12 protein-coding genes are annotated in these 11,813 nt (G+C 57.1%); 7 read left to right on the top strand and 5 right to left on the bottom strand.

Going from position 1 to position 11,813, the window contains the following annotated elements; all coding sequences use genetic code 11:
- The first annotated feature begins 8 nt into the window (after positions 1-8).
- The 3 genes from ACM6IO_RS14920 (at position 9) to ACM6IO_RS14910 (ending at position 4,090) form a co-directional block, all read left to right on the top strand.
- Positions 9-1,007: a 4-hydroxyproline epimerase gene (locus ACM6IO_RS14920; RefSeq protein ID WP_223553196.1), complete on the top strand. Its 999-nt coding sequence runs from the start codon at positions 9-11 to the stop codon at positions 1,005-1,007.
- Positions 1,008-1,121: 114 nt separating this feature from the next.
- The gene (locus ACM6IO_RS14915) at positions 1,122-2,105 is read left to right on the top strand and encodes a GlxA family transcriptional regulator (RefSeq protein WP_008038798.1); all 984 of its coding nucleotides are present in this window, start codon (positions 1,122-1,124) and stop codon (positions 2,103-2,105) included.
- A 587-nt stretch (positions 2,106-2,692) separates the two neighbouring features.
- The gene (locus ACM6IO_RS14910; protein WP_414911751.1) at positions 2,693-4,090 is read left to right on the top strand and encodes an MFS transporter; all 1,398 of its coding nucleotides are present in this window, start codon (positions 2,693-2,695) and stop codon (positions 4,088-4,090) included.
- Positions 4,091-4,185: 95 nt separating this feature from the next.
- Here the strand turns inward: ACM6IO_RS14910 and ACM6IO_RS14905 are convergent, their stop codons facing one another.
- Entirely contained in the window at positions 4,186-4,887 is a 702-nt protein-coding gene (locus ACM6IO_RS14905; protein WP_192228235.1) for a hypothetical protein, read from the bottom strand.
- A gap of 132 nt (positions 4,888-5,019) precedes the next feature.
- Complete coding sequence (locus ACM6IO_RS14900; protein WP_192228234.1) at positions 5,020-5,937, bottom strand: LysR substrate-binding domain-containing protein; 918 nt, start codon at positions 5,935-5,937, stop codon at positions 5,020-5,022.
- A 382-nt stretch (positions 5,938-6,319) separates the two neighbouring features.
- Here ACM6IO_RS14900 and ACM6IO_RS14895 point away from each other — a divergent pair, with 382 nt between their 5' ends.
- From ACM6IO_RS14895 to ACM6IO_RS14880, 4 genes are all read left to right on the top strand, one after another.
- Positions 6,320-6,772 carry an Ohr family peroxiredoxin gene (locus ACM6IO_RS14895; RefSeq protein ID WP_192228233.1) on the top strand — a complete coding sequence of 151 codons (453 nt, stop codon included), beginning with the start codon at positions 6,320-6,322 and terminating at the stop codon, positions 6,770-6,772.
- A gap of 240 nt (positions 6,773-7,012) precedes the next feature.
- A complete protein-coding gene (locus ACM6IO_RS14890) occupies positions 7,013-7,471 on the top strand; it encodes a MarR family winged helix-turn-helix transcriptional regulator (RefSeq protein WP_008033385.1) in 459 nt (152 codons plus the stop codon).
- A 161-nt stretch (positions 7,472-7,632) separates the two neighbouring features.
- Positions 7,633-8,328, top strand: coding sequence for a tRNA (adenine(22)-N(1))-methyltransferase (locus tag ACM6IO_RS14885; RefSeq protein ID WP_318652974.1), 696 nt, complete (start codon positions 7,633-7,635; stop codon positions 8,326-8,328).
- 173 nt (positions 8,329-8,501) lie between these two features.
- Positions 8,502-9,071, top strand: coding sequence for a DJ-1/PfpI family protein (locus ACM6IO_RS14880; RefSeq protein WP_207286548.1), 570 nt, complete (start codon positions 8,502-8,504; stop codon positions 9,069-9,071).
- A gap of 394 nt (positions 9,072-9,465) precedes the next feature.
- Here the strand turns inward: ACM6IO_RS14880 and ACM6IO_RS14875 are convergent, their stop codons facing one another.
- The 3 genes from ACM6IO_RS14875 to ACM6IO_RS14865 form a co-directional block, all read right to left on the bottom strand.
- The gene (locus ACM6IO_RS14875) at positions 9,466-10,230 is read right to left on the bottom strand and encodes an ABC transporter ATP-binding protein (RefSeq protein WP_192228230.1); all 765 of its coding nucleotides are present in this window, start codon (positions 10,228-10,230) and stop codon (positions 9,466-9,468) included.
- 144 nt (positions 10,231-10,374) lie between these two features.
- Complete coding sequence (locus ACM6IO_RS14870) at positions 10,375-11,073, bottom strand: ABC transporter permease (protein WP_192228229.1); 699 nt, start codon at positions 11,071-11,073, stop codon at positions 10,375-10,377.
- The gene (locus ACM6IO_RS14865; protein WP_414911750.1) at positions 11,070-11,759 is read right to left on the bottom strand and encodes an ABC transporter permease; all 690 of its coding nucleotides are present in this window, start codon (positions 11,757-11,759) and stop codon (positions 11,070-11,072) included. The genes ACM6IO_RS14870 and ACM6IO_RS14865 overlap by 4 nt, the downstream gene beginning before the upstream one ends.
- Between the last annotated feature and the right edge of the window lie 54 nt (positions 11,760-11,813).

Raw genomic sequence — 11,813 nt, 5'->3', positions numbered from 1 at the left:
CCTTCAGAATGAGACGTAGTTTTTTTTGTGTCGACTCCCATGCGTGCGGGAACCCGGTGCGGGTCGTGACCGGCGGCGGGCCTCTGCTGCCGTCCGTTTCGATGGCCGAACGCCGTGAGATTTTCGTGCGCGACCATGACTGGGTTCGCACCGCGCTGATGTTCGAACCCCGTGGGCACGACATCATGTCCGGCGTGATCATCTACCCGTCGAACCGCGACGATTGTGATTTTGGCGCGTTGTTCATCGAAGTCAGCGGCTGCCTGCCAATGTGCGGGGCGGGTACGATCGGCTTGTCCACCGTGGTGATTGAAGAGGGGTTGGTCACGCCGCGCGAACCGGGCCGGCTGGCCATCGAAACACCGGCCGGGCGCGTCGATGTCGATTACGTCATGAGCGGCGAATACGTGGACTCGATCCGACTGTTCAACGTGGCCAGCTACCTGCACAGCGCCGACGTGGTGGTCGAGGTGCCGGGCGTTGGAACCTTCACCGTCGACATTGCCTATGGCGGCAATTTCTATGCAGTGGTTGAACCGCAAGAAAGTTGGGCCGGCCTGACGGGGATGACGACCGCAGACATCGTCAGCCTGAGTCAGAAACTTCGCTCGGCATTAGCAGGCGTGTGTGATCCCGTGCATCCCGAAAACAGCCGGATCAGTGGCGTTCACCATGTCATCTGGTGCGACGACGAACACGGCACCGCCGCCGATGGCCGCAGTGCGGTGTTCTACGGCGACAAAGCGATTGACCGCTCTCCCGGCGGCACCGGGACGTCGGCGCGGATGGCGCAACTGGTGGGGAAGGGCCGGTTGCGCGTGGGCGAGACGTTCCGTAATGAGAGCCTGATCGGCACGATTTTCGAAGGCAAAGTCGAGTCTGCGGAGAGAGTCGGCCCATTCGACGGCATTCGCCCCAGCATCGGTGGCTGGGCGCAGATTACCGGGCACAACACCATTTTTGTCGATGACAAGGACCCGCTTCGTCATGGCTTTCAGTTGGCGTGAAGAGGTGTAAATGGCGCTAGGGTGTTTTGAGCGTCAGCAGGTAGCATTAGGTTTTATCTACGCCGTAACCGAGTGCCTAAAACTTTGATCGAACGACGCCAATTTAGCGGAGGCATGAAGGGGAAAAATCTTCGCTATCTGAACGACAACCCCGACGAGCCTGTTCAACTGACACGGACAGGCTTTTTGCTGCTCGAACATTTTTCGCTGCCGGCATTTACGCAGGCACTGGATACGATCATCACGGCGAATCTGCTACGGCCAAAACTGTTCTCGTCGCGCACGTTCGGCTTGCACGACGGGGAGGTCATCAGCGATCTGGGGCTGGTCATCCGGCCGGATGCGCGCATTGATTGCTCCGTCGTGCACGACCTCGATCTGTTGGTCATTTGTGGTGGCTACAGGACCGAGCTGAAGGCCTCTGACGAGTTGACCAGTCTGTTGAGAGCGGCCGCCGACCATGGCGTGAGCCTGGCCGGATTGTGGAATGGCGCCTGGTTCCTCGGGAGTGCCGGCTTGCTCGACGGCTATCGCTGCGCGATTCATCCCGAACATCGCCCCGCGCTCGCGGAAGTGGCGAAAGCGGCGCATGTCACCAGCGAGCCTTTTGTCATTGATCGGGACCGGCTCACGGCGTCCAGTCCTTCGGGCGCGTTCCACATGGCGCTGGACTGGATCAAGAGCTTGCACGACAAGGCTCTTGTCGAAGGGATCGAGGACATCCTCGCGTTCGAAGAGTCGCGTTACCGGCGGATCAAACCGACGGAAAATGTCTGCGTGAGCGCACCCTTGCGCGAGGTGGTGAAGCTGATGGACGCCAACCTCGAAGAGCCTCTGGAGCTGGAGCAGTTGGCTGTCTACGCCGGCCGTTCTCGCCGCCAGCTTGAGCGTTTGTTCAAGGAGCAACTCGGCACCACGCCTCAACGCTATTACATGGAATTGCGGATTACCGAAGCGCGGCGCCTGCTGCAACACACGGAACTGTCCCAGGTGGATGTGCTGGTGGCCTGTGGTTTTGTGTCACCGAGTCATTTCAGCAAGTGCTACAGCTCGTATTTCGGGTACAGGCCGTCGAAGGAAAAACGGCTGGTCAAATAAGCACCCTCAATACTTGTAGGAGCGAGCCGGCTCCGGGCGGCGTTCCGACGATGGACTTCAGAACACCGCGTTTATCCAGATAACACGCGTTTTCGTTCACGACCATCGCGAGCAGGCTCGCTCCTACCATTCAAGTGTTCGTCACGATATGCGTTGTCGTACGACTATATGATTTTCAAATACCCACGGTCACACCCGGACCACTAATCTCTTCAAGGGCGGCACAGCCTTTGCCGTTCGGCGGGTTGTCTGTCGAGACGAACGGCCATTTTCCGGATTGACAGCCGGGTAGGGGAATCGTTATAAAAGGCGCAGTTGTACGACGACATACGATGTTACACCCCTAAAAACAAAAACCGGGTCCCATCATGAACTCAATCCGCTTTCCAGCCTTCCCGCATACCGCTTCTTGTGGTCCGGTCCTGATTGCCTGCCCAGGCGCTCAGTCATCCCCGTTATCTGTAGCAACCTCCCGATTGCACGTGCTACTCGTCTGACGATAGCCACAGAGCAGTTCGCTGCGCGTAAGAATTGATCTCGCTTGAAACCGAGAGATCATCACCACAATCCAATAATAAAGTGATGCCATGAATCTGAACGAGCCCATCAATGCGCAACGTGTCGGCCAGTCCGTCGGCAAATATCGCTGGACGATCTGTGCACTGTTGTTCTTCGCCACCACCGTCAACTACCTCGACCGCCAGGTGCTCAGCCTGTTGGCGCCGGATCTGTCGACGCAATTTGGCTGGAGCAACAGCGACTACGCCAACATCGCTTCCGTTTTCCAGTTTGTGTACGCGATATCCATGCTGTTTGCCGGCCGTTTCGTCGACAAGATCGGCACCAAGAAGGCCTACATCATCGCGATCGCTGTCTGGTCGACCGGCGCCATGATGCATGCCTTTTCAGTGCCGATGGGCGAGGGCATCGCGGCGGTGAGCAGTGCGTTCGGCCTTGCGGTGATCCCGGTCTCGATCGCCGGTTTCATGCTGTCCCGCGCCGTGCTGGCGATAGGCGAGGCGGGTAACTTCCCGATCGCGATCAAGGCCACGGCCGAATACTTCCCGAAGAAGGAACGCTCCTTCGCCACCGGTATCTTCAACTCCGGCGCCAACGTGGGCGCGATCCTGGCGCCGATCTGCGTGCCGCTGATTGCCGCTCTGTGGGGTTGGGAAGCGGCGTTCATCGTGATCGGCATGCTGGGCTTTGTCTGGGTGGCCGTGTGGATTGCGCTGTACGAAAAACCTGAAAATCAAAAACGCCTCTCGGCTGAGGAACTGGCCTTCATTCGCAGCGATGCGCAGGTGATTGCCACCCCGGCACCGGGCGTTGCGGAGAAAAAAGTCTCGTGGTTCAAGTTGCTGACCTGCCGTCAGACCTGGGCGTTCGCCTTCGGTAAATTCATGACCGACGGTGTGTGGTGGTTCTTCCTGTTCTGGCTGCCAACCTACCTGTCGGCGCAGTACGGCATGAAGGGCGCGGCCATCGTGTTGCCTTTGGCCGTGCTGTACAGCATGACCATGGTCGGCAGCATCGGCGGCGGCTGGTTCCCGAGCTATTTCATGGCACGTGGCGATGCGCCGTATGACGGCCGGATGAAAGCCATGCTGGTCATCGCCTTCTTCCCGCTGCTGGTGTTGCTGGCTCAGCCACTGGGTTACATCAGCTTTTGGGTACCGGTGATATTGATCGGCATCGGGGCGTCGGCGCATCAGGCGTGGTCGTGCAACATCTTCACCACCGTGTCTGACATGTTCCCGCAAAAATCCATCGCGTCAGTGGTCGGCATTGGCGGTTTGGCCGGCGGCATGGGCGGTGTTGCGATGACGAAGCTTGGTGGTTGGGTGTTCGACTACTACAAATCGATCAACGATATTCATACCGGCTACATGATCATGTTCGCCATCTGTGCGGTGGCCTACCTGGTGGCGTGGAGCGTGATGAAACTGCTGGTACCGCGCCACAAGGAAATCACCGATCTGTAATCGGCTGGCTTGAGAGGTTGAACCGGTAGACGGCGGTTATAGCCGTCACCGGTTTCGTTTCACCATTCACCGCCCTTCAGTTCAGGGGGCGCAGGTCAGGTACGACTCGCCATGCGCCGTTTCACCCTGTAGCAGTCATTGATATCGAGCGCTTTCTGGTAAAACTCCCAGCGCTGCGCGCGGTTACTGTCACCCTGCAGCCGGTAAATCTCCGCTTGATAATCACGGCTGCTGCCCCATTGCATTGCCATGCCCACGGGCTCTTCGCGTCGACACTCAAGCTTTACAACCGGCTGCGGAAAGTATTTCTCATAGAGGGGCATGCTGGCCTCGATCGCCTGCAGCGCTGTCTGGTATTGGACGGTGTCCGTGAACGCCACACACCAGGACGAAATCTCGAGTGCCGCTGGAGCAAAGCCATGTACCAGACTTTGTTCGAACAAGGGGCAAGCCTTCTCCTTTATCACGTCGCTCGGATGGAGCATCACGTAGATCAACGCCAGACGATACTGCGCTACCGGATGCTCAAGCGCTGCGGCTTGCTCCAGCAATGTGATCGCAGGCCTGAGCAACACTCCCGCTTCGTCGACCAGCGCCATTGAGCGCTGCTTCTCCTCGGCACTCGCCGTGGGAAAATTGGAAGGCACCGCTTCAAGCTTGCTATTGGCTTGCTGCAGATACGGGACAGCCTGTTGGTAGAGACTCTCGGAGCGAGAATCTATGGAAAACGAACTCGCCATGCACAGCGACGGCATCAGACTCGCCAGCAAGGTGATGCAACTGCGATGGATAAACATGGGGACTTCCTTGTGTCACGCGTTTTCAGTGTTGCGCAGGATACTGAGAACTTCGCATGGGGACCACTTTCAGGCGTGAGCGATCAGGATTCTGGTGACGGTAATGGACGCGCGTGAATGACGACTCGAGCCTCACCCCTTGGCTCGGTGACGCAAGCGTGAGTACGAAATCAGCATGCTGGTCAGTTCTTGTGTCACTTGGGTGAAGGGTGACACTCGACGGCTGATCAGGCACACCTCGCACGACTCCAGCGGCTCGCGAATCGAAATGCTGGTCAGCGACGAGGAAAACAGCTTCATGCCGGCAAGCATGCCGGGCTCAATGGTCAGGTAGTCTGTCTCGGAGATGATGTGCAGCATTTCCAGCAGCGACTCGGTCGTGATCGCGATCTTCGGGGGCGGCAAGCCTTGGGCTTTGAACAGCTCGATCAGTTGCTTCTCCGCGCTACCGGCAATCCCCGCCGGGCGGACGCTGATCCACTGGCAGTCGGCGAGGTCGCGCACTGAGCGAGCCTCCGCCAGGGGATGCCCCTTGCGCGCAATGACGCTGGCTTTCGAGCGGTAAAGCCGCTCAATCTGCAAGTCGATATCGCAAACGTCGGCACTCAGTGGACACATCACAAAGTCGAGCCGGCCCGCGCGAATCATTTCGATCAACTTCTTCGTCTGGCCACCGGCGACGTGCAACTGCACGTTTGGAAATCGGCGGGTAAAACTGTTGAAGACCGGCATCAGGCACGCAGCCAAGGGCTCCGTCGTGACACCCAATGCGATCTGACCTTCGGGCGCACCGTTGCATTGTCGGACGTCCTGTACTGCGCGATCACAATCCAGAATGATCGAGCGTGCCCTGGTCAGGAAAACCTTGCCGGCCAGGGTCAGGCTGATGCCTTGATTGGAGCGCACCAACAAGATGGCCCCCAGTTCTCTTTCCAGACTTTGAATCGACTCGGTCAAGGTGCTTTGAGCCGCTTCCAGCGTTCGCGCCGCCGAACGAAAACTGCCCATGTCGACCACTGAGCAGAACGCCCGAAGCTGGATCAGTTTCATGCAGCAGTGATCCAGTTGTTGCCGTTGTGGCCATGGGCAGCGTGAGAGATAGAGATTGTGCGGCTGCTTGCGGTGTTCATGGCGGATTCTCCAAACGGCAAGGGATGTAGTGGCTTGTTATCGCTATCGATTAGATCGTATGCGATGTATTAATATTCAAGCAAAAACCCCTTGATGTCAAAGATCCTGTCGCGACTTGGCGACGAGCGGTGATGGGCTTCATCTCAACTGGCGAAGGGCAGCAAGGTGGTCGGAAAAGCCGAAGGTGATCGGTTTTTCCGTCATTCCCGGCGCTCTGATCTCGTCTATAAAATGAGCCAAGTCATATAGTTACGTATCTTTTGTGCTATTTGACTTTAATAAAAAACTCAAGGAATCACTGATGAGCAAAATCGAAAAAGTCTTGGCTACCGGCAAGACTCACACCACCCTGAGCAGCTCCGGCAACAATTCGCGCGGGCACAACGGCAACCTCGACATCGAACTCTCAACGCCGGGGAGCGCCAAACCGGCCCACGTATTTGCCGCCACCCAGCCGCACCCGACGGCCGAGCAGTTGTTTGCCGGCGCATGGTCGGCTTGCTACATCGCAGCGCTTGGCCTTGCGGCCAAAGAGTTGAAGGTGGCTATTCCGGCCGACGTGTCCGTCGACATCGAGATTGATCTGGGGCAAACCGGGAATGCTTACTTCCTGCAGGCCGGGTTCAACGTCAACCTGCCAGGCCTGCCTTATGAGGTCGCTTGCGCTGTTGCACATGCGGCGGATCAAATTTGCCCGTACTCGAAGGCCACGCGCGGCAACATTGATGTGTATTTGAATGTTCAGACGTCGTGAGTCGATATAAAAAGCCGGGTTCAAGTCGCTGAGGTAAGTGAAAAGCCCAAAGCATGAAGACTTGATGCTGACGGCGGCAGTGTCCGTCGACGCACGACTCCCTGGTGAGCCGTGCGTCGACCGTCACCGGCCTGCTGCACTTGGATAACGAACATCAGAGGAACGAGCACTTCCGACACCATCGCATGCGATGTATAGTCGGGCCTTGCGATCCATTTGTCTTTGGCCCGGAGAATGCTCATGAAACCCACTGAAAAGACATCCGCCCTCGACCTGAAACTTTCCGACTTCCTGTGTTTTGCGGTCTATTCCTCCAACCTCGCCTTCGGCAAGGCTTACAAGCCAATGCTCGAACGGCTCGGACTCACCTACACGCAATACATCACCCTCGTGGCGCTGTGGGAGGAAGACAACCAGACCGTTGGCAGCCTCGGCGAAAAACTGTTCCTGGAATCCAACACCCTCACTCCGATCCTGAAGAAGTTGGAAGCCATGGGGTATGTGCTACGCCAGCGCGACCCGGAAGACGAACGCCAGGTGCGGATCAGCCTCACAAAAGAGGGGCGAAAATTGCGTGAAGGTCTCTCCGAAGACGGCTTCCCGCAAACCGGTCTGGATGCCGACGACTTCGTGCAATTGCAGCAGGCAATCGTGAAGTTACGGGGCAACCTCATCCGTACGACGAAAGATCGGGAGTAGGGCGACTCAACCGTTCAAGCCTGTCTACCCGAAGGCAAGACGACAGGCAGTTCATCACACAACCCGCGCCGGCGCTTTACCCTGCCACCCTCACCAAGCATCATGTGCGGCCCGCACTTATGCCAACGGTGCCGGACATCCGTGGTGAAAAGGACCTGCAGTTGAACGAACAGACATTGTCCATGCGCCTGGAGCGCGTGGCTGCGCATATGCCAGCCGGTGCGCGCCTGGCCGATATCGGCTCGGATCATGCCTACTTGCCGGTGGCGTTGATGCGCCGTGGCGCCATCGCATCGGCGGTGGCGGGCGAGGTGGCATTGACACCGTTCCACTCGGCCGAACGCACCGTGCGCGAAAACGGTCTGGACCAGCACATCACCGTGCGCCTGGCCGATGGCCTGGCGGCAATCGAACCGGGCGACGGGATCACCGCGATCAGCCTCTGCGGCATGGGCGGCGAGACGATCCGCGACATCCTCGACAGCGGCAAGGCGCACCTGAGCGGCCAGGAACGCCTGATCCTGCAGCCCAATGGCGGCGAGCAGCCACTGCGCCAATGGCTGATGGAAAATGGCTACCGCATCCTCTGCGAGGAAGTGCTGCGCGAAAACCGTTTCGACTACGAAATCATCGTCGCCGAGCGCGCCGGACCAGTGACGTACACCGCCGAAGAACTGTACTTCGGCCCGCTGCAGATGCAGGCACGCACCCCGGCGTTCCTGGTCAAATGGCAGCGCATCCTGCGTCACAAGCAACAGACCCTCACCCAGTTCGCCCGCGCGCGGCAGGCTGTGCCTGAGGAGAAGGTGCAGGATGTCGCCCGGCAGGCGCGGTGGATTAGTGAGTTGCTGGCTTGAGTACGGTTTCCGGGTTTGTACGGACGTTAGCCGGGCGGATATCCCTCAAAGGTGTAGGCACATCAAATGGTTGATAACGACCTATCGCGAGGGGCAGCAAACGACCCATAGCAGCCCTTGATGTATGTGTGTTGTCGCCATATGTTATTGGCATTCATGGAGGATTCTGACTGATGGCACGCGTGGGATTGATACTGACACCCGGTTTTGCGGACTGGGAATATGCTTTCATTGCTGGAACTGCGTCTCCGTTTTACGGGATCGACGTCAGGTTTTTCGCTTCTGCTACGGGGCAGTTCCTCTCGCAGGGTGGATTGGCTGTAACTGTCGATAGCAGCTTGCAACAATGTCTGGACTGGAAACCGGACGTTGTTGTCGTCATTGGAGGAATGGTCTGGGAGCGTGCAGAAGCACCGGATATTCGAGAGTTTCTTCATGCTAGTCGTTCAAGTGGAGCGACAATTGCCGGTATCTGTGGGGGAACGCTGGCACTTGCGAGGGCCGGGCTTCTCGACACGGTTCCTCATACATCGAACAGCGCTGACTTCTTACAGCAGAATGCCGTAGGTTATGAGGGGCGCACGCTTTATCGATGCAGTGCAGTGGCTGTGGTTGCAGACCGCATTATAACTGCTCCAGGCCCTGCACCCGTTAGCTTCACCTGCGCAGTGTTCGAAGCTGCCGGGCTATCTTCAGAGATCACTTCTCAATTCAGGTCAATGTTGGCAGCGGAACATCGGTGACTGCTTCGTCCTGCAAAACAGCCGATCAGGTGATGTGTTCGAGTGGCCGCTCATGGCCGATTGCTGCCCTCCGCGACAGGCAGCAATCGACCCTTTGCAGTCAGTCAAATTACCGATGCAATCAGGCGATAATCCGTGCATTTCTGGCGTCATTGATCATCGAGGATTACATACGGTTTCTAATAATTTGACGTTGGCCGAATGCATGTGCATTCAGCCTTCGATAGATCTACTTTGTTTCTAAATGACCACTACAGCAACGGTCTAAGTCATGAAAGTGCTTTGGAAATGATTACGTGGTGGTTCGCTCGGCGTTATTGGGCCTGTCAGCTAGAAAGCTAGTGTGTAGGGAAGGCAATCCAAGGCGCTCTACGACGGAGATGCAAGCGGCCGACTACTTCAAGCTTCCAAAAAGGAATTGCTGGAGCCGTTCGGATTCTGGATTTGCCAACACTTCCTTAGGGCAACCGCTCTCTTCTACCAGTCCCTTATGCAAAAAGGTCAGATGGTTAGAAACCTCACGAGCAAAGCCCATTTCGTGGGTCACCACCACCATAGTGCGTCCCTCCTGCGCAAGGTCTTGCATTACCTTAAGTACTTCACCAACGAGCTCTGGGTCTAGCGCCGACGTGGGCTCGTCAAACAGCATCACTTCCGGCTCCATAGCAAGAGCGCGGGCAATGGCCACGCGTTGCTGTTCGCCACCAGACATATGTCCTGGATAAGCATCTTTCCTGTGTGCCACTCCGACCTTGTTCAGGTAGTGTTCGGCCCTGTCGCGAGCCTCACTTTTGGAAAAACCGAGCACGTGTACGGGAGCTTCCATGACGTTTTCCATGGCACTCATGTGTGACCAGAGGTTGAAGTGCTGGAACACCATTGCCAGGCGCGAGCGCATACGCTGCAATTGTTTGGGGTCAGCGGCTCTAAGCGCTCCGTCTTTGCTTGGCGTTAGCTTCAGCTCTTCGCCGTTGAGCAGGATCTTTCCGCCGTAAGGTTGCTCCAGCATATTGATGCAGCGCAAAAAGGTGCTTTTGCCGGAACCGCTTGAACCGATGATGCTAATAACATCACCAGCCTTGGCGGTCAGGGACACGCCCTTGAGCACTTCGTGAGTACCGTAGCGTTTGTGCAGGTCTTGGACTTCTAGTTTGTACATGGTTTCGATCTCCTGTGGCCATGTCGCTCGGAACGCGCTCCTGATGGGTGGCTTCACGACTGACCTTGGCCAGCCATCGTTCAGGCAGCGCGAAGAAGCGGGGGGTTAGGCGCGTAATGAATTGAGCGTGCTTGGCACCACTCCCTAGTGCTTGCGCGGGGCGAGGTACGCTAGCCAATGGCGCTCGGCGTGCTTGAACAGGCGCACCAAGATTAGGGTCAGGCCAAGGTAGAGCAAGCCTGCTGTGATGAAGGCCTCAAACGGCAGGTAATACTGCGAACTCACCGTGCGTGCGGCACCGGTAATGTCGATCAGTGTGACAATCGACGCCAGGCAAGTGGTGTGCAGCATCATGATCACTTCGTTGCTGTATTGCGGCAGCGCCCGGCGCAGGGCCGAAGGTAACAAGATCCGGCGATACAGCTTGGCACGCGACATGCCGACAGCTTTTGCCGCCTCTATCTCGCCGTGAGGTGTAGCTTTCAAACTGCCAGCAAGGATCTCAGCGGTGTAGGCACTGGTGTTTATGGCAAAGGCTATACAGGCGCAAAAGGTGGCGTTGGAGAGGTAAGGCCAAAGCGCGCTTGCGCGTAATGCCTCGAACTGCGCCAGGCCGTAGTAGATCAGGAATAGTTGTACCAGCATCGGTGTGCCACGGATTACGTAGGTATAGAGCCACGCCGGCAGGTTTACCAACGGGTTTCTGGACACCCGCATCAGTGCCAGCGGTACTGCCGACACCAGACCCAAGGTCAGGGAGATCACGAGTAGTTTGAGGGTTACCAGCATGCCTGCAAGATAAAGCGGTAGGTTCTCCAGAATAACGCTGTAGTCGAAGATCATAGTTCAACCGCCTTGATACCCGCGGAGTAGCGTTTTTCCAAAACACGCAGTGCCAGCAATGAAACGCTGGTCAGCACCAGGTAAAGCGCTGCCGCTGCCAGATAGAAAGTGAAGGGTTCGTGTGTCGAATCTGCGGCGCTCTTTGCCTTGAACATCATGTCCTGCAGGCCGACCACGGAGATAAGCGCCGTAGCCTTGGTCAGCACCAGCCAGTTGTTGGTAAAACCAGGAATGGCCAAGCGAATCATCTGCGGTACTAATACACGGAAAAAAACCTGAGAGTCGCTCATACCATAGGCAACTCCTGCCTCGCTCTGTCCTTTTGCAATGGCCATAAAGGCACCGCGGAAGGTTTCGGACAAGTAGGCGCCGAAGATTAATCCCAGGGTGAACACGCCAGACCAGAACGGGTCGAGATCAATGTAGTTCTCGTGGCCGACCATCGACGCTGCGAGGTTCACGACCTGCTGGCCACCGTAAAAAACCAATAGAATCAGCACCAGGTCAGGGATGCCTCGCACGATGGTGGCGTAGCCTTCACCCAAAAGCGCCATCCACTTGATTCGCGACAACCGAAGCGCTGCGCCAATCAGGCCAAGAGTGATCGCCAGCAATATGGAAGATAGGGCCAATAACAGCGTAAGCCAGGCACCATCGAGTATGGTCGAACCGTAGCCATTAAGCATGATTCAAGTCCTTAAAACGCGCTCTGAGATATCGGGCGCTGCCAATTCAACGAA

It is taken from the genome of Pseudomonas sp. IT-P44 (assembly GCF_949768225.1).
Lineage (GTDB): Bacteria > Pseudomonadota > Gammaproteobacteria > Pseudomonadales > Pseudomonadaceae > Aquipseudomonas > Aquipseudomonas migulae.
This window is presented reverse-complemented; position numbering and strand designations above follow the sequence as displayed.